Source organism: Aestuariivita boseongensis (assembly GCF_001262635.1).
In the GTDB taxonomy this organism is placed as follows: domain Bacteria; phylum Pseudomonadota; class Alphaproteobacteria; order Rhodobacterales; family Rhodobacteraceae; genus Aestuariivita; species Aestuariivita boseongensis.
In genome coordinates this window covers 15,479-34,601 of the sequence record NZ_JXYH01000044.1, presented here as the reverse complement: position 1 = coordinate 34,601, position 19,123 = coordinate 15,479, and the positions used below count along the sequence as shown (strand labels likewise).

Genomic DNA, 19,123 nt, shown 5'->3' with positions numbered 1-19,123 from the left:
TCGTCTCGAAAATCGTCGAGTAAATACTACTCGGGGTTCGACGAGGGTCAGCGGGTGAGCCGCTGATCCTCCTATCAATCCAAAGCCGCTGAAAGGCGAAACAAAAATGCAAAGCCAAAACATTCGCATTCGGCTCAAGGCGTTTGACTACCGTGTGCTGGACGCCAGCACGCAAGAGATCGTCAACACCGCCAAGCGGACCGGCGCGCAAGTGCGTGGCCCCATTCCGCTGCCGAACAAGATCGAGAAGTTCACCGTTCTGCGTGGGCCTCACGTTGACAAGAAATCCCGTGACCAGTTCGAGATCCGCACGCATAAGCGCCTGCTGGATATCGTCGATCCGACCCCCCAGACCGTGGACGCGCTGATGAAGCTCGACCTGGCCGCTGGCGTGGATGTCGAGATCAAGCTGCAATCGTAAGCTGGGGAGGCAGTTGATATGTTGCGCTCTGGTGTGATCGCTAAGAAAGTGGGCATGACCCGCTTGTTCATGGAAGACGGACGGCAAGTGCCCGTGACCGTTCTGCAGCTGGATAAGCTGCAGGTCGTCGCACAGCGCACCGCTGAAAAAGACGGCTATACCGCCGTTCAGCTGGGTGCCGGTACGTCGAAAGCAAAACGCGTCAGCAAAGCCATGCGCGGCCACTTCGCCGTCGCCAAGGTCGAGCCGAAGCGGAAAGTCGCGGAATTCCGCGTTGATCCGGAAAACCTGATCAATGTGGGCGAAGAAATCACCGCAAACCATTACTTCGAAGGTCAGTACGTTGACGTGGCTGGCACCTCGATCGGTAAGGGTTTTGCCGGTGCGATGAAGCGCCACAACTTCGGTGGTCTGCGCGCCTCGCACGGTGTATCGATCTCTCACCGCTCGCATGGTTCGACCGGTCAGTGTCAGGACCCCGGCAAGGTGTTCAAAGGCAAGAAAATGGCCGGCCACATGGGTGCTGCCCGCGTGACCACGCAAAACCTGCAGGTTGTGCGCACCGATGCAGACCGAGGCCTGATCATGGTCAAAGGCGCTGTGCCGGGTTCGAAAGGCGGATGGGTGACGGTCAAGGACGCGGTCAAGAAGCCGTTCCCTGAAAACGCCATTCTGCCTGCCGCGCTGAAGTCGGATGCTGAAGCTGCTGCCAAGGCAGCGGAAGAAGCCGCAGCCGCAGCCGCAGCCGAGGCGGAAGCCGAAGCCAAGCGTCTGGCCGAAGAGCAGGCCGCTCAGGAAGCCGAAGCGCTGAAAGCCGCCGAGGCCGAAATCGAAGCGGATAAAGCCGAAGGCGAGGCCGCGCCTGAAAAAAAGGAAGGTGACGAATAATGAAACTCGACGTCATCAAACTGGACGGCGGCAAAGCCGGATCCGTGGATCTTCCCGAAGATCTGTTCGGTCTGGAACCGCGCGCCGACATCCTGCACCGTGTGGTCCGCTGGCAGCGTAACAACGCCCAAGCAGGCACCCACAAGGTGAAAACCCGGTCGGAAACCAGCTATTCCACCAAGAAGATCTATCGCCAGAAGGGCACCGGCGGTGCACGCCACGGTGACCGCAACGCACCGATCTTCCGCAAAGGTGGTATCTACAAAGGCCCGACACCGCGCAGCCATGGCCACGACCTGCCGAAGAAATTCCGCAAGCTGGGGCTGAAGCACGCGTTGTCGGCTAAGGCCAAAGCGGGTGAACTGGTTGTGATCGAAGCTGCAGAAGCCGAAGGCAAGACCAGCGCACTGGCCAAACAGGTGAAAAACCTGGGCTGGAAGCGCGCCCTGATCATCGACGGTGCATCCGTCAATGAAGGTTTCGCCCAGGCCGCCCGCAACATCGAAGGTCTGGACATCCTGCCGACGATGGGCGCAAACGTTTATGACATTCTCAAGCGTGACACGCTCGTGATCACCAAGGCGGGTGTCGAAGCACTGGAGGCTCGCTTGAAATGAGTGCCAAGGCAGAACATTACGATGTGATCCGCAAGCCGGTCATCACCGAGAAAACCACAATGGCGTCCGAAAACGGTGCCGTGGTGTTTGAAGTGTCGATCGACGCGAACAAACCTCAGATCAAGGAAGCTGTTGAGGCCTTGTTTGGCGTGAAGGTCAAAGCGGTCAACACAACGATCACCAAAGGCAAGGTCAAGCGCTTCCGCGGCCAGCTGGGCAAGCGGAAAGACGTCAAGAAAGCCTATGTCACCCTGGAAGAGGGTAACACGATCGACGTGACCACCGGCCTCTAAGCCGACCTCGAAGAACAAGACAAAAGGCCCTCGCGACAGCGGGGGCCTTTTTCATGTCGCCTCAGCCGCCGTGGCAGGTGGCGCAGACGGATGCAGCGCGTTCAGCCCAAGCACCGTCACCAGCAGAGGTGGTGACCAGCAGGCTGTGCGCTCCGATCGCCAAACCAAACATGACACCGGCAAAGATCAAACCATAGATCACGAGTTTCATCGCGTCGCTCCTTTGTGCCGGACCGCATCAAAAGGCTTGGGATCACCCCCTCGGTCAGAGGATTGCGCCAACCCTACAACGGCACGTCGTCATATCGCCGTTTGGTAGAGGACTGCGCTTCGCTCACGGCAGTTCCCGCGGCGTCCGACATCATCTGCATCAGGCGCATCGTTTCTTCGGAATATTGCTTGATCGCATTCTGATAAAATTCGGTCTGCAGCTGAACCAACTCAGCGGGGCTTTTGCAGCCGAGTATCGCTTGCTGCGTCTCAAAATCCTGCTGCAACCGGTCCATGACAAAGCGGCTGCATTCGGTCATCACCTCTTGCCAGGCTTGCATCGAAGCCGGGTTGATCGCCATCATCGCCGCACTCATCGCAAACGGATTGTCTTTGTCAGCGGCGGATTTCTTTGTGGATTTCGCCATGAAAAGGCCTCCTTTCGAACAGTTTGACGCAAGCGCTGGATCGTTCACCGCGCCGGTCATCGTCATCAGGTTATCATAGCCACTGGATCGAGGTATTGATCTAGATCGTCTCACGCCAGCCGCGCTGCGGCATCTACCTGTCCTTGGGCGCAATATCGCGCAGCGCCCGGCTGAGCGCGTCAACCTCGTCCCGGGTCCATTTCGAATGCCGCCGCAGGGTCGAGGCCGGATTATTACCCAGACCCAACTTATGCCCGTCCCTGTAACTCTGCTTCGGTCGGATCGGCCGTTTTACCAGGCCGCCGCCGCATGTCGCGCACACCCCCTGCAGCACATGTTCAACGCAATGGGCGCAATAAGTGCATTCATAGGTGCAGATATACGCCTCGTCGCTGTCGGGCGGTAGATCCTTGTCACACCATTCGCAATTCGGGCGGAGTTCCAGCATATGCAATAGTCCTGTCTGGTTGGCCAAAATGACCCGCTGCCGGGCTGGACAGAGGTTGTAGCTGATGAAAAACTTTAAGAGCGGCTTGACCTGCAGGCCATCCCTTTATACACGACCCCATCCGCAAGGCCCCGGATTCGTCCGGGGCTTTGTCGTCGTTCGCAAGAACACCCTGTAACCGGGCACCTAAGGGGGCCTATACCTTGGGCGGCATTGCCGTCCTCACATATTGGTTGAACTCTGTTCGACCGAGCTAAACGGAAGACAGAAAGCATGGCACTCAAGTCGTACAAGCCGACGACGCCGGGCCAGCGTGGACTGGTGCTGATCGACCGTTCGGAGCTGTGGAAAGGACGTCCTGTCAAATCCCTGACTGAGGGTTTGACCAAATCGGGCGGCCGTAACAACACCGGACGGATTACCTCGCGACGTCGCGGGGGTGGCGCCAAACGCCTTTACCGGATCGTTGATTTCAAACGGAACAAATTCGACGTGGCGGCAACCGTTGAACGGATCGAATACGACCCGAACCGGACCGCCTTTATCGCGCTGATCAAATACGAAGACGGCGAGCAGGCCTATATCCTGGCGCCGCAACGTCTGGCGGTTGGTGATCAGGTGGTGGCAAGCGCGAAGGCCGACATCAAACCCGGCAACGCGATGCCCTTCTCGGGCATGCCGATCGGGACAATCGTGCACAACATCGAACTGAAGCCCGGCAAAGGCGGCCAGATCGCCCGCGCGGCAGGCACCTATGCCCAGTTTGTTGGTCGTGACGGTGGCTACGCCCAGATCCGCCTCTCCTCGGGTGAGCTGCGGATGGTGCGTCAGGAATGCATGGCCACTGTTGGCGCGGTGTCGAACCCCGACAACTCGAACCAGAACTTCGGTAAAGCGGGCCGTATGCGCCACAAGGGCATCCGCCCGTCGGTGCGTGGTGTCGTCATGAACCCGGTTGATCACCCCCACGGCGGTGGTGAAGGCCGGACCTCTGGCGGTCGTCACCCGGTCAGCCCCTGGGGCCAGCCCACCAAAGGCAAGCGCACCCGCAACAAGAACAAGGCGTCCAGCAAGCTGATCCTCCGCTCGCGTCACGCCCGCAAGAAAAGGCGGTAAGACATGAGCCGTTCTGTATGGAAAGGCCCCTTTGTCGACAGCTATGTCCTGAAAAAGGCAGAAGCTGCGCGTGAATCGGGGCGCAATGAAGTTATCAAAATCTGGTCGCGTCGTTCGACGATCCTGCCCCAATTCGTGGGCCTGACGTTTGGCGTCTATAACGGGCAAAAGCATATTCCCGTGAACGTGACCGAAGAAATGATCGGCCAGAAGTTTGGTGAATACTCGCCGACCCGGACCTATTACGGTCACGCGGCTGACAAAAAAGCGAAGCGGAAATAAGTCATGGGCAAGGAAAAAAACCCCCGCCGCGTGGCAGATAACGAAGCAATGGCCAAAGTGCGCATGCTTCGGACCTCCCCGCAGAAACTGAACCTGGTGGCCGCTATGATCCGTGGCAAGAAGGTGGACAAGGCTCTGAACGACCTGACCTTCTCGAAGAAACGGATCGCGCAGGACGTGAAGAAATGCCTTCAGTCCGCAATTGCCAACGCTGAAAACAACCACAACCTGGATGTGGACGAGCTGATCGTGGCGGAAGCCTGGGTCGGCAAGAACCTGACCATGAAACGCGGTCGTCCGCGCGCACGTGGCCGGTTTGGTCGGATCATCAAGCCGTTTTCCGAGCTTACCATCAAGGTTCGTCAGGTAGAGGAGCAAGCCTAATGGGTCAGAAAGTAAATCCGATTGGCATGCGCCTGCAGGTGAACCGCACCTGGGACAGCCGCTGGTACGCCGACACCAAGGATTACGGTGATCTTCTGCTGGAAGACATCAAGATCCGTGAGTTCATCAAGGAAGAGTGCAAGCAGGCCGGCGTGGCCCGTGTGATCATCGAACGTCCGCACAAAAAGTGCCGCGTGACGATCCACACAGCCCGCCCCGGTGTGATCATCGGCAAAAAAGGCGCCGATATCGAAGTGCTGCGCAAGAAACTGGCCGCGATGACCGACAGCGAGTTGCACCTCAACATCGTTGAAGTGCGCAAGCCGGAGCTTGACGCACAACTGGTTGCTGAATCGATTGCTCAGCAGCTGGAACGCCGGGTGTCCTTCCGCCGTGCGATGAAGCGTGGCGTGCAGAACGCCATGCGTATGGGTGCCCTGGGCATCCGTGTGAACGTCGCCGGTCGTCTGGGCGGTGCGGAAATCGCGCGGACCGAATGGTACCGTGAAGGCCGTGTGCCCCTGCACACCCTGCGCGCCGACATCGATTACGCACATGCCGAGGCGTCCACGCCCTACGGCATCATCGGCATCAAAGTCTGGATCTTCAAAGGCGAGATCATGGAGCACGACCCGTCGGCCCGCGATCGCAAAGCCCAGGAGCTCCAGGATGGTCCAGCACCTCGCGGTGCCATGGGCGGCCGCCGGTAAGGAGTGAGATAAATGCTTCAGCCAAAACGGACCAAGTTCCGCAAACAGCACAAAGGCCGTATCAAAGGTCTGGCGAAGGGCGGGTCTGACCTGAACTTCGGCACCTACGGTCTGAAAGCCACCACGCCCGAGCGTGTGACGGCCCGCCAGATCGAGGCAGCCCGTCGTGCCATGACGCGTCACATGAAACGTCAGGGCCGCGTCTGGATCCGGATCTTCCCGGATACACCTGTCACCTCGAAGCCTACCGAAGTTCGGATGGGTAAAGGTAAAGGCTCGGTCGATTTCTGGGCATGCAAGGTCAAGCCTGGCCGCGTGATGTTCGAAATCGACGGCGTGAATGACGACATCGCCCGCGAGGCGCTGCGTCTGGCCGCGATGAAACTGCCGGTGAAAACCCGCGTGGTGGTACGCGAAGACTGGTAAACAGATCTTCGGCGCATGAGATTATTCGTCGAATAATCTCGGCCCCGAAAAAGATAAAACCCCCGCTGGAGAAATCTGGCGGGGGTTTCTCATTTTCCCCACGGCCACTACAGATAGGCCCATGCAGGATTTCGTGTTCTTCTGGAGCGGCCCATTTAGCCAATGGTATCCGTCCCATTTCCAAATGAAGGGGGTGCGGTTCAACACGGCCGAACAGGCGATGATGTACGCCAAGGCCATGCTGTTTCGCGACAAAAAGACAGCCGCGAAAATCCTTGCGGCCCGAAAACCCCGCGAGCAAAAGGCATTGGGGCGTGAGGTGAAGAATTTCGACAGCAAAACCTGGGATGGCCGCAAGCTTTATGAAGTGGTCAAAGTCAACCACGCCAAGTTTCACCAAAACCCCGACTTGCGGGCAGAACTCTTCAAAACCGGAACCGCCCAGATCGTAGAGGCCAGTCCCAACGACGCCATCTGGGGCATAGGGCTGGATGAACAGGCAGCGCGTAATACGCCCATCGCAGATTGGCCGGGCAAGAACCTGCTGGGCATCGCGCTCACCAAAGTGAGGGCCGAGTTGAAAAACGAATTCCCGGACGAATTCGCCCGCTTTCAAAATCTCGCAGACTGAGGCTGCTGGTCGGCGCTCACGACAAGATCTGACCGATCTGCCCCTTGAAGCGCTGCCAACTCATGGTGGCCATGTTCCCGGCGAACCCTTCATAGTAGGATTGGCCATTGGGGAGAGGGAAGCCCGCCCATGTGCGCGCAAGGTTGCGCATGAAGCGGCGCTGGCTCATCTCCCCGCGCAGTACAGCTTCCAGCCCTGCATCTTCCAGCAGCAGATCGGCCAACCGGTCCTGCACTGCAGCCGTAAACCGGGTTTCGGGTGGCAGGTTTAGCCGTGCTGTCAGCCAGCGCAGAGTCTTTGGGATGAACTGATACCGTCCAATCGCGTGGGGTTGCCCCGGGGTGTCGCGGGTCCAACGATCGATCTGCGCCAGCGTCATCGCGGTCGGTGGCTTACCCGGTTTGACCCGCGCGCCATGTTGCACAGCATCATACCCTGCAGGCCCTGCTTCGGCCGCCGCGATCAGGTCGCGGATTTGCTTTGCCACCTTCTTGCCGTCCGCCGATAAGGTGGCGGGCGGTGGCGCCATCAACCCCACCCCGACGCCAGAAAAGAGGCTGGCCCGCGTGCTTTGGGTCGTCGGGGCCGCGCCCAAGGCAAACATCGGCTGGCGACTGGCCATCAGTGGCGCAGGCTCTGCCGCTGCCAGAACTGGCGCCATCACCACACAGATCAAAACGAACACTCTCATGCCCGCCCGTTTGCCACAGCAAAGTTACGGAAGGATTGCCATCAGCCTTTTCGTTTCCAGATGCGCGCGCTATCAGGCGGGTATGGCTGATATCTCCTCTCTCTTTGTGACCCGTCTCTACCGCGCGAAACTCTCCGAATTCTGCACGCCCATTGACCCAAACGAATTAGAGGCGTCGTGCTATTCCATCGCTGAAGATGATGAAGCCGGTCAGGATTGGTCCGAGGAAAACGGCTATCCCGGCTACACCTCCTATGCCTCGCTCACCGATCTGCCCTGGCGTTTTCCGATCTTTGCCGACGTCGTCAAAGCGCTCGACGCCCATGTCGCGGCCTTTGCCAAAGATCTGCAATTCGATCTCGATGGCCGCGCGCTGGTCCTTGAAGATATCTGGATCAATATCCTGCCCGAAGGCGGCATGCATGCCAGCCACATCCACCCGCATTCCGTGATTTCAGGCACCACCTATGTCAAAGTGCCCGACGGGGCAGGGGCGCTGAAACTGGAAGACCCCCGCCACGCGATGATGATGGCCGCACCTGCCCGGATCAAGGATGCGCGCGATGAACTCAAGCCCTTCATCTATATCGCACCCCAACCGGGCGAGGTTCTGATGTGGGAAAGCTGGCTGCGCCACGAGGTGCCGATGAACATGGCCGAAGACGACCGCATCAGCGTCAGTTTCAATTACAAGTGGGAATGATCCGCCGCTCTTGCTGGCGCACGACAAACCGGATGACGCATACCCATGCTTGCGCAATCTGGGCAATTGGGTCAAAACCACCCGAGCTTCACAGTCGAAGAAAGGCGAACTAAGTGGCAAATCGGCTCTATCAGGCGCTTGTCAGAAACTGGATGAGGCAGCTGACGCGCCGCGGCCGCAAGACCCATCTGCGTGCCGTCTTTCTGGGTGATATCGTCAGCACCGAGGTCATCATTCGCGAGGTGTATGAAAAATATCACCTCGAAGTGCTCCGGGATAAAGTCTTTGCGCATCTCGATCCGCACTCGGTCTGCCTGGATATCGGAGCGAACATCGGCAACCATGCCTGTTACTTCGAAAATCACTTTGATCGCGTCATCGCCTTCGAGCCCAACCCGATGGTTTATCACGTACTTTGCGCGAACACGCTGGGTCACAAGGTCGAAGCCGTGCAACTGGGCTTGTCTGACAAGCAGGGGGAACTGTGGTTCAAGCAGAACGCTCAGAACCTTGGCGCGTCCTCGGTTTGCGACAGGGAAGAGGACGCCGACAGCAAGATCAAGGTCATGCCGCTGGATGAATATGTGGCCCAGAATGGTCTCACAAATATCAGCTTCATGAAGATCGACGTGGAAGGTCATGAGCTGTACATGCTGCGTGGGGCTGAGCAAACTCTGAAGACGCAAAAGCCGATCATCGCCGCCGAGGGTTTCTTTGAAGAAGAACCTGAACTGGGCGAGGGCATCGAAGCCTTTCTGCGCCAGACGGGCTATACGCATTTCTATCGCATGGTTCTGGGCCATCCCTGGGGACGGTGGCTCAGCGACCGCGGATACGATCCACGCCGTGGCATTTTCTCGGTCATTCTGTCCGATAAGGTGAAGCGGACGCAGACCCTGGAACCCATCGAAACGCTTCTTGGCCAGGATCACGCCCTTTTCATTGCCAGCACAGAGCCCCTCCCGGGTGTCGACGGCAAACGATAGGTCGCGCTCCTGTCTGAGCGACCAGCCTTTATCTGAAATCAAGGGTTGCTTTATGTGCGAAGGGGGCGTAAACGGCCCCCTCATCATGAACTCCACTGGAATCAGGGTGACGCTTCTGGCGGCCTACCAGTGATGTTGAAAGGAAGACGGCAATGAATGCCAATGAACTGCGTGACAAGACGCCCGATCAGCTTCGGGAAGAGCTTGCCAACCTGAAAAAAGAAAGCTTCAACCTGCGCTTTCAGCAAGCCACCGGCCAGCTGGAAAACACCGCAGGGATCAAAGCGGCCCGCCGCAACGCGGCCCGTGTGAAGACCATTCTGAACGAAAAAGCCCGCGCAGCGGCCGAATAAGGACAAGCGACTATGCCCAAGCGTATCCTGCAAGGCGTCGTGACCTCCGACGCAAACGCGCAAACAGTGACCGTTTCTGTGGAACGCCGTTTCACACACCCGGTTCTGAAGAAAACCATCCGTAAGTCCAAGAAATACCGGGCTCACGATGAAAAGAACGCTTTCAAGGTCGGTGACACCGTTCGCATCATCGAATGCGCACCGAAATCGAAAACGAAACGCTGGGAGGTTCTGGAGGCGTAAGCCTGCATAACCTTTCGGTTTGATCGAAACCCTGGGGACAAGGCCAAAGGCGCCCCCCAAAGGTCGGGAGTAACCTCATGATCCAGATGCAGACCAATCTGGATGTTGCTGACAATAGCGGCGCCCGCCGCGTTCAGTGCATCAAGGTCCTGGGTGGTTCCAAGCGTAAATACGCATCCGTTGGCGACATCATCGTTGTCTCGGTCAAGGAAGCCATCCCGCGCGGCCGCGTAAAGAAAGGTGACGTCCGCAAGGCCGTCGTCGTGCGCACCGCCAAAGAAGTCCGTCGTGAAGACGGCACAGCGATCCGGTTCGACCGGAACGCCGCTGTTATCCTGAACAACAACAACGAGCCGGTCGGCACCCGTATCTTCGGGCCGGTCGTGCGCGAGCTTCGTGGCAAGAATTTCATGAAGATCATCTCGCTGGCTCCGGAGGTGCTGTAAGATGGCTGCGAAACTGAAAAAAGGCGACAAGGTCGTCGTTCTGGCCGGCAAGGACAAGGGCAAAGAAGGCGAAATCGTCTCGGTTGACCCCAAAGCCGGCAAAGCGGTTGTCGATGGCATCAACATGGCCATCCGCCACACACGCCAAAGCCAGAACAGCCAGGGCGGCCGCCTGCCCAAGGCAATGCCGATCGACCTTTCGAACCTGTCGATGATCGACGCAAACGGCAAAGCAACGCGCGTTGGCTTCCGCATGGAAGACGGCAAGAAAGTGCGTTTTGCCAAGACAACAGGGGATGTGATCTGATGCTTGATGCTGCAACCTACACCCCGCGTCTGAAAGCCCAGTACCGCGAGACGATCAAAGCCGCTCTGAAAGAAGAGTTTGGCTATAAGAACGACATGCAGATCCCGCGTCTGGACAAGATCGTTCTGAACATCGGCTGTGGTGCCGAAGCGGTCAAAGACAGCAAGAAAGCCAAATCGGCTGTCGAGGATCTGACCAAGATCGCAGGCCAGCAGGCTGTCACGACCAAGGCAAAGAAATCCATCGCGGGCTTCCGCGTTCGTGAAGACATGCCTCTGGGCGCGAAAGTCACCCTGCGTGGCGACCGTATGTATGAATTCCTGGATCGCCTGATCACCATTGCTCTGCCCCGCGTCCGCGACTTCCGTGGCGTGTCCGGCAAAAGCTTTGACGGTCGCGGCAACTATGCGATGGGCATGAAAGAGCACATCGTGTTCCCCGAGATCGACTTCGACAAGGTCGATGAGGTCTGGGGCATGGACATCATCATCACCACCACAGCGAATACCGACGCTGAAGCCAAGGCGCTGTTGAAGCATTTCAACATGCCCTTCAACAGCTAAGCTTCGGGAGAGAGAAGAGATATGGCTAAGAAATCCATGATCGCACGCGAAGCAAAGCGTCAGCGCCTGGTGGAGAAATACGCTGCCAAACGCGCCGAGCTTAAAGAGATCGCGAATGACGAAAGCAAGCCGATGGAAGAGCGTTTCAAAGCACGCCTGAAGCTTGCCAAACTGCCGCGCAACAGCTCGCCGACACGGCTGCACAACCGCTGCCAGCTGACGGGCCGTCCGCACGCGTATTACCGTAAACTGAAAATCTCGCGTATCGCGCTGCGGGAACTGGGCTCCAACGGCCAGATCCCCGGCATGGTCAAGTCGAGCTGGTAAGGGAGGGCTAGATCATGAACGATCCTATCGGCGATATGCTCACCCGTATCCGCAACAGCCAGATGCGCGGCAAGTCCACTGTGATGACGCCGGCGTCGAAGCTGCGGAAACGCGTGCTCGAAGTGATGGCGGACGAAGGCTATATCCGTGGTTTCGAAGACACCACCGATGCCAACGGCCATCCCGCGATTGAAATCAGCCTGAAATACTACGAAGGCACCCCCGTGATCCGCGAACTCAAGCGCGTGTCGAAACCGGGCCGTCGTGTGTATATGGGTGTGGGCGACATCCCCTCGGTCCGTCAGGGCCTGGGCGTGTCGATCGTCTCCACCTCCAAGGGCGTTATGTCGGATGCAAACGCACGCGCAGCCAATGTCGGCGGCGAAGTGCTTTGCACGGTCTTCTAAGGAGGTCTGGCAATGTCTCGTATTGGTAAGAAACCGGTCGAACTGCCCAGCGGCGTCTCTGCCTCTGTGTCCGGCCAGACCGTTGAAGTGAAAGGGCCCAAGGGCACCCGCAGCTTCACCGCAACCGACGATGTGACCATCACCATCGAGGACAATATCATCAAGGTTGACCCGCGCGGCAAATCCAAGCGCGCCCGTCAGCAATGGGGTATGTCCCGCACGCAGGTGCAGAACCTGGTCACCGGCGTCACCGAAGGCTTCAAGAAAGAGCTTGAGATCAGCGGTGTGGGCTACAGGGCACAGATGCAGGGCAACACCCTGAAGCTGAACCTGGGCTACTCCCACGATGTGGATTTCGTGGCGCCCGAGGGCGTGACGATCACCGCTCCGAAGCAGACCGAGATCGTTGTCGAAGGCATCGATCAGCAGCTGGTCGGAGAAGTGGCGGCGAACATCCGCAAATGGCGTGCTCCCGAGCCCTACAAGGGCAAGGGGATCAAGTACAAAGATGAGTATATCTTCCGCAAGGAAGGTAAGAAGAAGTAAGGACCAGTCAGATGGCAAACAGCAAACGGACCCTGTTCCTCAAGCGCCGCCTGCGCGTCCGGAACAAACTTCGCAAAGTGAACGCAGGGCGCGCACGCCTGAGCGTGCACCGCTCGTCGAAAAACATCAGCGTCCAGCTGATCGACGATGTCAAAGGCGTGACCATCGCGTCCGCTTCGACATTGGAAAAAGATCTGGGCGTTGTCGGCAAGAACAACATCGAAGCGGCCACCAAAGTGGGTGCCGCGATTGCCGAACGCGCCAAGAAAGCCGGCGTGAGCGAAGCTTACTTCGACCGCGGCGGTTTCCTCTTCCACGGCAAGGTGAAGGCTCTGGCCGACGCCGCGCGTGAAGGCGGGTTGAAGATCTGATGTGGCTGGTGGGTTAGCACCCACCCTACACCAAAGCCGTAGGGTGGGTGCCAACCCACCTTGCAACCAAAAGCGCAGGCGGCATTCGCCGCCTCGATGATCGGGGGGCCATCCGGCTCACTGCGATTGACCAAACCGGCGCAAAGCGCGCCACCTTTGAAAGGATGTTCTGATGGCAGAACGTGAAAACCGCCGGGGACGCGGCCGCGACCGCGAAGAGGCCCCCGAATTTGCAGATCGCCTGGTTGCGATCAACCGTGTGTCGAAAACCGTTAAAGGTGGTAAGCGCTTTGGCTTCGCCGCTCTCGTGGTTGTCGGCGACCAGAAAGGCCGCGTTGGCTTTGGCAAAGGTAAAGCCAAAGAGGTGCCCGAAGCGATCCGCAAGGCAACTGAACAAGCCAAGCGTCAGATGATCCGCGTGCCGCTGCGCGAAGGTCGCACCCTGCACCACGACATCGAAGGCCGTCACGGCGCGGGCAAAGTCGTCATGCGCACGGCCCCTGAAGGGACCGGGATCATCGCTGGTGGTCCGATGCGTGCGGTATTTGAGATGCTGGGCGTGAAGGATGTTGTGTCGAAGTCGATCGGCTCGCAGAACCCCTACAACATGATCCGCGCCACCATCGACGGGCTGAAGAAAGAACAGTCGCCCCGTTCGGTCGCACAGCGTCGCGGCAAGAAAGTGGCCGACATCCTGCCCAAGCGGGAAGATGCGGCTGACACATCGACCCAAGTGGCTGAGGAGGCTTGATCCCAATGGCAAAGACCATCGTCGTCAAACAAATCGGCTCCCCCATCCGCCGCCCTGCCAAGCAGCGCGCGACCCTCGTGGGCCTGGGCCTGAACAAGATGCACAAGACCCGTGAGCTGGAAGATACCCCCAGCGTGCGCGGCATGGTGAACTCGATCCCGCATCTGGTGGAAATCATCGAAGAACGCGGCTGACGATTTCTTCGAAGAAATCGAGCCCGAAAAACAAACGCCCCGGCCAAGAGCCGGGGCGTTTCGTTTGTCAGTGACAGTGATAGGGCTTCGATCCTGCGTGACAGCACTGACCCGGAGGTGAGCTCTTTCTGCATCCTCCGCCATGATCCACTGTGCTTGCAGCCTCGGGTATGAACTGCGCAAGCGCCGCTTCAGCGGCGCCAGACAGGCCCATGAGCCCAAGGGCCAAAAAAATCACTTTCATTCCAATCCCTCCATTCTCGCCCCGGGGTAGAGAGATATCCTTGTGGAGACTATCTGGAGTTGATTTGAATCAGAGTTCAGCGGCCCGGCGGCATGATTTTCAAAAATCATGCGCGCGCCCACATCAGACCCATCGCGCAAGACGGCTTTTCGAAAAGCCGTCCCCCGCTTAAGCCGCCTTCCGGCTTTGACCACCGCGTCCACGGCCGCCACCGCCGGAGCGCCGCCGCCGATGCTGCGGCTTGCCCTTCCGCTCCGGCTTGGGCTCCGCCCCTTCCCAGGGACGGCCCGAAGCCACGGGGATCTCCCGTTTGATCACCTTCTGGATGGCCCGCAACTCATTCACCTCGGTCGGTGCGCAAAAGGCGACCGCTGCACCGTCCTTACCCGCGCGGGCGGTCCGCCCGATCCGGTGCACATAGTTATCCGGCACATTCGGCAGATCATAGTTATAGACGTGACGCACATCGGGGATATCCAGCCCCCGTGCCGCCACATCCGTCGCCACCAGCACCCGCGTTTCACCCGCCTTGAAAGAACGGATCGCACGTTCGCGCTGCCCCTGGCTCTTGTTGCCATGGACCGAATCTGCCGCATACCCGGCGCGGTCCAGCGCTTTCATCAGCCGCTCCGCCCCATGCTTGGTGCGCGCAAAGACAAGCGCCAGTTCCTCGCGGTGCTTGTCCAGAAGCTCGATCAGCAGCCCGGTCTTTTCGGCCTGAGCGATGAAATGAACCTCCTGCGTGATCTTGTCCGCAGGTTTGCCCGGCGGTGCGGTTTCCACACGCACGGGATTCGACAAATAGGTCTCCGCCAGTTCGTTCATCTGTTTCGGCATCGTGGCGGAAAACATCATCGTCTGCCGCTCTTTCCTGAGCAGTGGCGCAATCCGCCGCAGAGCATGGATGAACCCCAGATCCAGCATCTGGTCCGCCTCATCGAGCACAAGGAACTGCGTGTCATCCAACCGCACCGCCCTGCGATCAATCAGGTCGATCAACCGACCTGGCGTGGCCACCAGAACATCGATGCCGCGCGCCAGCCGGTGGATCTGCGGATTGATGCCCGCACCTCCGACAACCAGCCCAATGCGCACGCCGGTACCATCGGCATAAGCGCGCAGGTTGTCCTGAATCTGCTTGGCCAGCTCCCGCGTCGGCGCAAGGATCAGCGCGCGCACGGTCTTGGGCGCAGGGCGCCCCTCCATCCGCAGTACGGCGCTCAGCAAAGGCAGGCCAAAGGCGGCGGTCTTACCGGTGCCGGTCTGCGCCAGCCCCATCAGATCGCGCCCGTTCATCAGATGCGGGATTGCCTTGGTCTGAATGGGTGTGGGTTCGGTAATGCCAAGCGTTTCAAGATTAGCGGAAAGGCGGGGCGTCAGCCCCAGCATGTCAAAATCCAAATCGGATATCCTTTATGGCAGCGGCCCCAAAGCGGCGCCGCGAAAACAAAATACGACCCGCGCAAAAGCGCCGGGCCATCGGGTTCGGGTTGCGCTTGGCTCTCAGATCAGGGCCGGATTGCCCGTAAGATCCGTCAAAGCGCGAGCCCCCCGCGTGAATTGGGAACATGGGTGTAAGGCGCACCGGCTGGGCAGATTTAACCGCCAGGCTGCTCACGCGGCAGCGCTGATGCTGGTGGGCATATGGGCCGACAGCCCATCAAAGTCAACCCTTCCGCGAATTCCCTTGCCAGAATCCGACCAAAGCGTCACAGTGCGGGTGGGAGGATAATAAGCATGCTTACAGAAATGGAACGCTTCGATCTGAACTCCATCGACGCCGCGTTCATCGAAAACCCGCACCCCACACTGCACTGGCTGCGCGAACATTCCCCGGTGCACCGCAACGCGGATGGCTCGGTTTACCTTACGCGCCATGCCGATGTGCTCAAGGTCTACCAATCCCGTGACATGCTGTCTGACAAGCAGGAGGAGTTCGGCAAGAAATTCGGCCGCTGCCCGCTCTATACCCACCACACCACCAGCCTGATCTTCAACGACCCGCCGTATCACACGGTGGTGCGCAAGCTGATCTCGGGCGCATTCACCCCGCGCAAACTGGCGATCTTTGAGCCGCTGATCGACGGTATCGTCGACCGCCTGCTGGATCACGTCGAAGATCTGGGCGAGCTGGACCTCATCGACGATTTCGCCAAGACCCTGCCCACGGAAATCATCTCCTTCATGCTGGGCATCCCCGAAGAATACCGCTCGCGCCTGCGCGGCTACTCGCTGGCGATCCTTGGCGCACTTGACCCCGTGGTCCCCCAAGACCGCCTGGATGAGGGCAACAAAGCCGTCGAGGAATTCGGTGAAATCCTGAACGACCTCATCGATCATCGCCGCAAAAACCCCGACGGAGCGCATGAAGGCGAAGTCCTCGAAGCGCTCATCTTCGGCGAACACGACGGCCGCCGCCTGACACAAGAAGAACTGGTCCAGAACTGTATCTTCCTGCTGAACGCGGGCCACGAGACGACGACCAGCTTCGTTGGCAACTCCATCGGCCTTCTGTTCGACAACCCCGACCAGCACCGCATGCTGCAAGACGACCCCGAACTGATCACCTCAGCGGTGGAGGAATTCCTGCGCGTCGAATCCCCCCTCCAGATCGGCAACCGGCTGGCCGGAGAGGATATCGAGCTGTCCACCGGCACCCTGCCCAAAGGCACCTATATTCACACCTCTATCGCTGCGGCCAACCGCGACCCGGCGGTGTTCGAGGATCCCGACCGGATGGACATCACCCGCAAACCCAACAAGCACATCGCCTTTATCACCGGCATCCATGTGTGCCTTGGCGCGACGCTCGCCCGGGTCGAAGGGCGCATCGCCATCGGCAAACTGGTCAAACGCTTCCCCAACCTCCGCCCCAACGGCCCCCGCACCCGCGTCCCTCTGGCCCGGTTCCGCGGCTATGCCAGCCTGCCCGTGCGCGTGGATTGATGGCGCAGATCGACTACTACTACTCCGCCCATTCCGCCTATGCCTATCTAGGCGCACAGGCGCTTTATGATATCTGCGCGCGCCACGGCGCGACACTGGTCCACAAACCCTTCGACCTCTCCCCCGTGGTCGAAGCCCAAGGCAGCCTGCCGTTCCGCGACCGCACCCAGGCCCATGTCGATTACTTCTTTGGCCGCGAAATCGAACGCTGGGCCGAATGGCGCGGGGTCGAGATCATCAATTTCCGACCTACCTATCACGACACCGATTACAGCCTCGCCGGCCGCATAATCGCCGCTGTCGGCCCCTCTGGCCCCAAAGTCGACGCCCTGTCGCTCGCCATCCTCCAGGTCCATTGGCGCGATGACGCGGATCTGTCGGACATAGCAACCCTCCAAGCAATCGCCTCATCCTTGGGCCATGACGCCGACGCCCTCATCGCCCAAGCGGACAGAGACGCCACGCGGGCCACCTATGCCCAAAACACATCGGACTCCGCCGCAAACCCCGTCTTCGGCTCCCCCACCTATATCGTGAACGGTGACCCCTTCTACGGCCAGGACCGGCTCGAGATGCTGGAACGCGCTCTCACCACCCCCTTCAAATCCACAAACTGGACAAACCCCCAGGTCTCGTAGGGCGGGATTTATCCCGCTGCCCGGCCGACACCCTCCGAACGCCCGATCAACGCGCATCCCATCGTCACGCGCAGCGCATCGGCCAGCTCATCCACCGTCTCGGTCGACACATACATACCTCCCGTCCGATCGGCCAAACACTTGGCGACGGTGTTGCCGTCCTCGTAACTCTGCTGTTCGGGGTTGTCCCAGCTGAAGAAATCCACAACCACCTTGAACCCGATCACATGAACGGTCAGATCCGCGGCCTCCCGCGCCAGCGCATCGCCCAGGGCACACGGCCGCCCGCCACAGGTCTCATTCCCATCCGTGACCAGCACAACAATCCCGGGTGCGCGCCGATAATCCAAAGCCTCCGCCGCCTGACGGACCGAGGCCGCCAAAGGCGTCAGCCCCTTGGGCACCAGATCCTCAACCGCATCAATGATCGGGGTCGCCGCATCCGCAATCGGCCCGAACCGCAGATCAATATTCCCGCAGGCATCCCTTTCGCCGGGGCCATAAACCAACAACCCCACTCGCCGAAACGGCGCAATATCCGGCATCGCATCGCGCATCGCCTGCCGCGCCTCGACGATCCGCGTTGGTTTCGACACATCAAACCCCACCTCATTCATGGACGCCGATCCATCAAAAACCAGCATCGCATCCGTCGAACAGCCCGGAGCCGCCGGAATAGCCGTGGCACTGGCCGTCATCACTGCAGCGGCCGCAAGAAGGGACAAAGCGCGCATGATTCAACCTTGCCACCCTTGGGCCGCGTGGATCAATCGACAATCACCCTCGGCTTCTTCTCTTTCCAAATACGGAATGCGCCGCCAGACCGGCAGTGCGTTGCCCGGAAAAAGTGCCGAAGGGTTCGCACTTGATCGCGCAGGGCAAGGCGTCTATACGCCACCGGTGGCCAAATGGCCCGATTCACGAAAACCAAGAAATGCCGTGGTTGACCCAATACGCTTCGGGGTCACATCCGGCGAAGGAGAAGCGACATGAAACTGAATGAACTGCGCGACAATCCCGGCGCAACCAAGAAACGCAAGCGCGTTGGCCGTGGCCCCGGCTCGGGCATGGGCAAGACCGCCGGTCGCGGTATCAAGGGTCAGAAATCCCGCTCGGGCGTGGCCATCAACGGGTATGAAGGCGGCCAAATGCCCCTCTACCAACGGCTCCCCAAGCGTGGCTTCAACAAGCCCAACGCCAAGAAATATGCTGTTGTGAACCTGGGCCTAATCCAGAAATTCGTCGACGCGAAGAAACTCGACGCCAAAGCCGCCATCACCGAAGATGCGCTGGTCGAAAGCGGCCTGGTGCGCCGGAAACTGGACGGTATCCGCGTTCTGGCCAAAGGCGACGTGACCGCGAAACTGAACATCGAAGTGACAGGCGCGTCCAAATCCGCCGTCGCAGCGGTGGAAAAAGCGGGCGGCTCACTGACGGTCACAAACACGGCTGCGGCCGAGTAACGGCTTGTGACAGGCGGCTCAGCCGCCTACATAAGCATCAGTTTTCCGTTAACGCCGCCCGTGCCGGAAAACGGCTCCGGGCGGCGTTTT

General features: G+C 59.4%; 32 protein-coding genes. 26 read left to right on the top strand and 6 right to left on the bottom strand.

Features of this window, described 5'->3' with window-relative positions:
• Nucleotides 1-106 precede the first annotated feature (106 nt).
• From rpsJ to TR61_RS15170, 4 genes are read left to right on the top strand one after another with little or no spacing between them, the layout of a single operon-like run.
• Entirely contained in the window at nucleotides 107-421 is a 315-nt protein-coding gene (gene rpsJ / locus TR61_RS15185) for a 30S ribosomal protein S10 (protein ID WP_005621947.1), read from the top strand.
• An 18-nt stretch (nucleotides 422-439) separates the two neighbouring features.
• Complete coding sequence (rplC, locus tag TR61_RS15180) at nucleotides 440-1,309, top strand: 50S ribosomal protein L3 (RefSeq protein ID WP_050931372.1); 870 nt, start codon at nucleotides 440-442, stop codon at nucleotides 1,307-1,309.
• Entirely contained in the window at nucleotides 1,309-1,926 is a 618-nt protein-coding gene (rplD, locus tag TR61_RS15175) for a 50S ribosomal protein L4 (RefSeq protein ID WP_050931371.1), read from the top strand. The genes rplC and rplD overlap by 1 nt, the downstream gene beginning before the upstream one ends.
• A complete protein-coding gene (locus tag TR61_RS15170; RefSeq protein WP_050931370.1) occupies nucleotides 1,923-2,219 on the top strand; it encodes a 50S ribosomal protein L23 in 297 nt (98 codons plus the stop codon). Before rplD ends, TR61_RS15170 begins: the two co-directional genes overlap by 4 nt.
• Nucleotides 2,220-2,280: 61 nt before the next feature.
• Here TR61_RS15170 and TR61_RS19990 read toward each other — a convergent pair whose 3' ends face one another.
• The 3 genes from TR61_RS19990 to TR61_RS15160 form a co-directional block, all read right to left on the bottom strand.
• Nucleotides 2,281-2,430, bottom strand: a complete 150-nt coding sequence (locus TR61_RS19990; protein ID WP_157440935.1) for a hypothetical protein — start codon at nucleotides 2,428-2,430, stop codon at nucleotides 2,281-2,283.
• Between the two features lie 73 nt (nucleotides 2,431-2,503).
• Nucleotides 2,504-2,917: a phasin family protein gene (locus tag TR61_RS15165; RefSeq protein ID WP_172676994.1), complete on the bottom strand. Its 414-nt coding sequence runs from the start codon at nucleotides 2,915-2,917 to the stop codon at nucleotides 2,504-2,506.
• 73 nt (nucleotides 2,918-2,990) lie between these two features.
• Nucleotides 2,991-3,305, bottom strand: a complete 315-nt coding sequence (locus TR61_RS15160) for a DUF1272 domain-containing protein (RefSeq protein WP_050931368.1) — start codon at nucleotides 3,303-3,305, stop codon at nucleotides 2,991-2,993.
• A 273-nt stretch (nucleotides 3,306-3,578) separates the two neighbouring features.
• Here TR61_RS15160 and rplB point away from each other — a divergent pair, with 273 nt between their 5' ends.
• The 6 genes from rplB (at nucleotide 3,579) to TR61_RS15130 (ending at nucleotide 6,854) form a co-directional block, all read left to right on the top strand.
• Nucleotides 3,579-4,421 carry a 50S ribosomal protein L2 gene (gene rplB / locus TR61_RS15155; protein WP_050931367.1) on the top strand — a complete coding sequence of 281 codons (843 nt, stop codon included), beginning with the start codon at nucleotides 3,579-3,581 and terminating at the stop codon, nucleotides 4,419-4,421.
• A gap of 3 nt (nucleotides 4,422-4,424) precedes the next feature.
• A complete protein-coding gene (rpsS, locus tag TR61_RS15150; RefSeq protein ID WP_050931366.1) occupies nucleotides 4,425-4,703 on the top strand; it encodes a 30S ribosomal protein S19 in 279 nt (92 codons plus the stop codon).
• Between the two features lie 3 nt (nucleotides 4,704-4,706).
• Nucleotides 4,707-5,087 carry a 50S ribosomal protein L22 gene (rplV, locus tag TR61_RS15145; RefSeq protein ID WP_050931365.1) on the top strand — a complete coding sequence of 127 codons (381 nt, stop codon included), beginning with the start codon at nucleotides 4,707-4,709 and terminating at the stop codon, nucleotides 5,085-5,087.
• Entirely contained in the window at nucleotides 5,087-5,797 is a 711-nt protein-coding gene (gene rpsC / locus TR61_RS15140) for a 30S ribosomal protein S3 (protein WP_050931364.1), read from the top strand. Before rplV ends, rpsC begins: the two co-directional genes overlap by 1 nt.
• A 12-nt stretch (nucleotides 5,798-5,809) precedes the next feature.
• Entirely contained in the window at nucleotides 5,810-6,223 is a 414-nt protein-coding gene (gene rplP, locus TR61_RS15135) for a 50S ribosomal protein L16 (RefSeq protein ID WP_050931363.1), read from the top strand.
• 121 nt (nucleotides 6,224-6,344) lie between these two features.
• Nucleotides 6,345-6,854, top strand: coding sequence for a riboflavin biosynthesis intermediates N-glycosidase (locus TR61_RS15130; protein WP_050931362.1), 510 nt, complete (start codon nucleotides 6,345-6,347; stop codon nucleotides 6,852-6,854).
• A gap of 16 nt (nucleotides 6,855-6,870) precedes the next feature.
• Here TR61_RS15130 and TR61_RS15125 read toward each other — a convergent pair whose 3' ends face one another.
• Nucleotides 6,871-7,545, bottom strand: a complete 675-nt coding sequence (locus TR61_RS15125) for a lysozyme family protein (RefSeq protein WP_172676993.1) — start codon at nucleotides 7,543-7,545, stop codon at nucleotides 6,871-6,873.
• A gap of 82 nt (nucleotides 7,546-7,627) precedes the next feature.
• On the opposite strand from TR61_RS15125, the gene TR61_RS15120 reads away from it, so the two are divergent.
• From TR61_RS15120 to rpmD, 13 genes are all read left to right on the top strand, one after another.
• On the top strand, nucleotides 7,628-8,248 hold the full coding sequence (locus tag TR61_RS15120; protein WP_050931375.1) for a TIGR02466 family protein: 621 nt from the start codon (nucleotides 7,628-7,630) through the stop codon (nucleotides 8,246-8,248).
• Nucleotides 8,249-8,400: 152 nt separating this feature from the next.
• Nucleotides 8,401-9,234: an FkbM family methyltransferase gene (locus TR61_RS15115; RefSeq protein ID WP_050931361.1), complete on the top strand. Its 834-nt coding sequence runs from the start codon at nucleotides 8,401-8,403 to the stop codon at nucleotides 9,232-9,234.
• A 152-nt stretch (nucleotides 9,235-9,386) separates the two neighbouring features.
• Nucleotides 9,387-9,587, top strand: a complete 201-nt coding sequence (gene rpmC / locus TR61_RS15110; RefSeq protein ID WP_050931360.1) for a 50S ribosomal protein L29 — start codon at nucleotides 9,387-9,389, stop codon at nucleotides 9,585-9,587.
• Nucleotides 9,588-9,599: 12 nt separating this feature from the next.
• On the top strand, nucleotides 9,600-9,830 hold the full coding sequence (gene rpsQ / locus TR61_RS15105; RefSeq protein WP_008555996.1) for a 30S ribosomal protein S17: 231 nt from the start codon (nucleotides 9,600-9,602) through the stop codon (nucleotides 9,828-9,830).
• A 77-nt stretch (nucleotides 9,831-9,907) separates the two neighbouring features.
• Nucleotides 9,908-10,276: a 50S ribosomal protein L14 gene (rplN, locus tag TR61_RS15100; RefSeq protein ID WP_008757934.1), complete on the top strand. Its 369-nt coding sequence runs from the start codon at nucleotides 9,908-9,910 to the stop codon at nucleotides 10,274-10,276.
• Nucleotide 10,277: 1 nt separating this feature from the next.
• The gene (gene rplX, locus TR61_RS15095; RefSeq protein ID WP_050931359.1) at nucleotides 10,278-10,583 is read left to right on the top strand and encodes a 50S ribosomal protein L24; all 306 of its coding nucleotides are present in this window, start codon (nucleotides 10,278-10,280) and stop codon (nucleotides 10,581-10,583) included.
• Complete coding sequence (gene rplE / locus TR61_RS15090; protein ID WP_050931358.1) at nucleotides 10,583-11,146, top strand: 50S ribosomal protein L5; 564 nt, start codon at nucleotides 10,583-10,585, stop codon at nucleotides 11,144-11,146. Before rplX ends, rplE begins: the two co-directional genes overlap by 1 nt.
• Nucleotides 11,147-11,167: 21 nt before the next feature.
• Nucleotides 11,168-11,473, top strand: coding sequence for a 30S ribosomal protein S14 (rpsN, locus tag TR61_RS15085; RefSeq protein ID WP_050931357.1), 306 nt, complete (start codon nucleotides 11,168-11,170; stop codon nucleotides 11,471-11,473).
• A gap of 14 nt (nucleotides 11,474-11,487) precedes the next feature.
• Nucleotides 11,488-11,880 (top strand): 30S ribosomal protein S8, encoded by a 393-nt coding sequence (gene rpsH, locus TR61_RS15080; RefSeq protein ID WP_050931356.1) that lies wholly within the window; start codon nucleotides 11,488-11,490, stop codon nucleotides 11,878-11,880.
• A gap of 12 nt (nucleotides 11,881-11,892) precedes the next feature.
• The gene (rplF, locus tag TR61_RS15075) at nucleotides 11,893-12,426 is read left to right on the top strand and encodes a 50S ribosomal protein L6 (protein ID WP_050931355.1); all 534 of its coding nucleotides are present in this window, start codon (nucleotides 11,893-11,895) and stop codon (nucleotides 12,424-12,426) included.
• Between the two features lie 11 nt (nucleotides 12,427-12,437).
• Nucleotides 12,438-12,797: a 50S ribosomal protein L18 gene (rplR, locus tag TR61_RS15070; RefSeq protein WP_050931354.1), complete on the top strand. Its 360-nt coding sequence runs from the start codon at nucleotides 12,438-12,440 to the stop codon at nucleotides 12,795-12,797.
• Nucleotides 12,798-12,969: 172 nt separating this feature from the next.
• The gene (gene rpsE / locus TR61_RS15065; protein WP_050931353.1) at nucleotides 12,970-13,548 is read left to right on the top strand and encodes a 30S ribosomal protein S5; all 579 of its coding nucleotides are present in this window, start codon (nucleotides 12,970-12,972) and stop codon (nucleotides 13,546-13,548) included.
• Nucleotides 13,549-13,553: 5 nt separating this feature from the next.
• Nucleotides 13,554-13,742, top strand: a complete 189-nt coding sequence (rpmD, locus tag TR61_RS15060) for a 50S ribosomal protein L30 (RefSeq protein WP_050931352.1) — start codon at nucleotides 13,554-13,556, stop codon at nucleotides 13,740-13,742.
• Nucleotides 13,743-14,154: 412 nt separating this feature from the next.
• On the opposite strand, the gene TR61_RS15055 is transcribed toward rpmD, so the two are convergent.
• Nucleotides 14,155-15,387: a DEAD/DEAH box helicase gene (locus tag TR61_RS15055; protein WP_245626902.1), complete on the bottom strand. Its 1,233-nt coding sequence runs from the start codon at nucleotides 15,385-15,387 to the stop codon at nucleotides 14,155-14,157.
• Nucleotides 15,388-15,723: 336 nt separating this feature from the next.
• Here TR61_RS15055 and TR61_RS15050 point away from each other — a divergent pair, with 336 nt between their 5' ends.
• Together TR61_RS15050 and TR61_RS15045 are read left to right on the top strand one after the other, a co-directional pair.
• Nucleotides 15,724-16,932 (top strand): cytochrome P450, encoded by a 1,209-nt coding sequence (locus TR61_RS15050; protein ID WP_050931351.1) that lies wholly within the window; start codon nucleotides 15,724-15,726, stop codon nucleotides 16,930-16,932.
• Nucleotides 16,932-17,570, top strand: a complete 639-nt coding sequence (locus TR61_RS15045; protein WP_050931350.1) for a 2-hydroxychromene-2-carboxylate isomerase — start codon at nucleotides 16,932-16,934, stop codon at nucleotides 17,568-17,570. The genes TR61_RS15050 and TR61_RS15045 overlap by 1 nt, the downstream gene beginning before the upstream one ends.
• A gap of 8 nt (nucleotides 17,571-17,578) precedes the next feature.
• Here TR61_RS15045 and TR61_RS15040 read toward each other — a convergent pair whose 3' ends face one another.
• Complete coding sequence (locus tag TR61_RS15040; RefSeq protein WP_050931349.1) at nucleotides 17,579-18,304, bottom strand: vWA domain-containing protein; 726 nt, start codon at nucleotides 18,302-18,304, stop codon at nucleotides 17,579-17,581.
• A 255-nt stretch (nucleotides 18,305-18,559) separates the two neighbouring features.
• Here TR61_RS15040 and rplO point away from each other — a divergent pair, with 255 nt between their 5' ends.
• A complete protein-coding gene (rplO, locus tag TR61_RS15035) occupies nucleotides 18,560-19,033 on the top strand; it encodes a 50S ribosomal protein L15 (protein ID WP_050931348.1) in 474 nt (157 codons plus the stop codon).
• Nucleotides 19,034-19,123 lie beyond the last annotated feature (90 nt).

Excerpts from the sequence above, each read along its gene's own strand:
- rpsJ (WP_005621947.1), top strand. The coding sequence starts at position 107 with ATGCAAAGCCAAAACATTCGCATTCGGCTCAAGGCGTTTGACTACCGT.
- rplC (WP_050931372.1), top strand. The coding sequence starts at position 440 with ATGTTGCGCTCTGGTGTGATCGCTAAGAAAGTGGGCATGACCCGCTTG.
- rplD (WP_050931371.1), top strand. The coding sequence starts at position 1,309 with ATGAAACTCGACGTCATCAAACTGGACGGCGGCAAAGCCGGATCCGTG.
- TR61_RS15170 (WP_050931370.1), top strand. The coding sequence starts at position 1,923 with ATGAGTGCCAAGGCAGAACATTACGATGTGATCCGCAAGCCGGTCATC.
- TR61_RS19990 (WP_157440935.1), bottom strand. The coding sequence starts at position 2,430 with ATGAAACTCGTGATCTATGGTTTGATCTTTGCCGGTGTCATGTTTGGT.
- TR61_RS15165 (WP_172676994.1), bottom strand. The coding sequence starts at position 2,917 with ATGACCGGCGCGGTGAACGATCCAGCGCTTGCGTCAAACTGTTCGAAA.
- TR61_RS15160 (WP_050931368.1), bottom strand. The coding sequence starts at position 3,305 with ATGCTGGAACTCCGCCCGAATTGCGAATGGTGTGACAAGGATCTACCG.
- rplB (WP_050931367.1), top strand. The coding sequence starts at position 3,579 with ATGGCACTCAAGTCGTACAAGCCGACGACGCCGGGCCAGCGTGGACTG.
- rpsS (WP_050931366.1), top strand. The coding sequence starts at position 4,425 with ATGAGCCGTTCTGTATGGAAAGGCCCCTTTGTCGACAGCTATGTCCTG.
- rplV (WP_050931365.1), top strand. The coding sequence starts at position 4,707 with ATGGGCAAGGAAAAAAACCCCCGCCGCGTGGCAGATAACGAAGCAATG.
- rpsC (WP_050931364.1), top strand. The coding sequence starts at position 5,087 with ATGGGTCAGAAAGTAAATCCGATTGGCATGCGCCTGCAGGTGAACCGC.
- rplP (WP_050931363.1), top strand. The coding sequence starts at position 5,810 with ATGCTTCAGCCAAAACGGACCAAGTTCCGCAAACAGCACAAAGGCCGT.
- TR61_RS15130 (WP_050931362.1), top strand. The coding sequence starts at position 6,345 with ATGCAGGATTTCGTGTTCTTCTGGAGCGGCCCATTTAGCCAATGGTAT.
- TR61_RS15125 (WP_172676993.1), bottom strand. The coding sequence starts at position 7,545 with ATGAGAGTGTTCGTTTTGATCTGTGTGGTGATGGCGCCAGTTCTGGCA.
- TR61_RS15120 (WP_050931375.1), top strand. The coding sequence starts at position 7,628 with ATGGCTGATATCTCCTCTCTCTTTGTGACCCGTCTCTACCGCGCGAAA.
- TR61_RS15115 (WP_050931361.1), top strand. The coding sequence starts at position 8,401 with ATGAGGCAGCTGACGCGCCGCGGCCGCAAGACCCATCTGCGTGCCGTC.
- rpmC (WP_050931360.1), top strand. The coding sequence starts at position 9,387 with ATGAATGCCAATGAACTGCGTGACAAGACGCCCGATCAGCTTCGGGAA.
- rpsQ (WP_008555996.1), top strand. The coding sequence starts at position 9,600 with ATGCCCAAGCGTATCCTGCAAGGCGTCGTGACCTCCGACGCAAACGCG.
- rplN (WP_008757934.1), top strand. The coding sequence starts at position 9,908 with ATGATCCAGATGCAGACCAATCTGGATGTTGCTGACAATAGCGGCGCC.
- rplX (WP_050931359.1), top strand. The coding sequence starts at position 10,278 with ATGGCTGCGAAACTGAAAAAAGGCGACAAGGTCGTCGTTCTGGCCGGC.
- rplE (WP_050931358.1), top strand. The coding sequence starts at position 10,583 with ATGCTTGATGCTGCAACCTACACCCCGCGTCTGAAAGCCCAGTACCGC.
- rpsN (WP_050931357.1), top strand. The coding sequence starts at position 11,168 with ATGGCTAAGAAATCCATGATCGCACGCGAAGCAAAGCGTCAGCGCCTG.
- rpsH (WP_050931356.1), top strand. The coding sequence starts at position 11,488 with ATGAACGATCCTATCGGCGATATGCTCACCCGTATCCGCAACAGCCAG.
- rplF (WP_050931355.1), top strand. The coding sequence starts at position 11,893 with ATGTCTCGTATTGGTAAGAAACCGGTCGAACTGCCCAGCGGCGTCTCT.
- rplR (WP_050931354.1), top strand. The coding sequence starts at position 12,438 with ATGGCAAACAGCAAACGGACCCTGTTCCTCAAGCGCCGCCTGCGCGTC.
- rpsE (WP_050931353.1), top strand. The coding sequence starts at position 12,970 with ATGGCAGAACGTGAAAACCGCCGGGGACGCGGCCGCGACCGCGAAGAG.
- rpmD (WP_050931352.1), top strand. The coding sequence starts at position 13,554 with ATGGCAAAGACCATCGTCGTCAAACAAATCGGCTCCCCCATCCGCCGC.
- TR61_RS15050 (WP_050931351.1), top strand. The coding sequence starts at position 15,724 with ATGCTTACAGAAATGGAACGCTTCGATCTGAACTCCATCGACGCCGCG.
- TR61_RS15045 (WP_050931350.1), top strand. The coding sequence starts at position 16,932 with ATGGCGCAGATCGACTACTACTACTCCGCCCATTCCGCCTATGCCTAT.
- TR61_RS15040 (WP_050931349.1), bottom strand. The coding sequence starts at position 18,304 with ATGCGCGCTTTGTCCCTTCTTGCGGCCGCTGCAGTGATGACGGCCAGT.
- rplO (WP_050931348.1), top strand. The coding sequence starts at position 18,560 with ATGAAACTGAATGAACTGCGCGACAATCCCGGCGCAACCAAGAAACGC.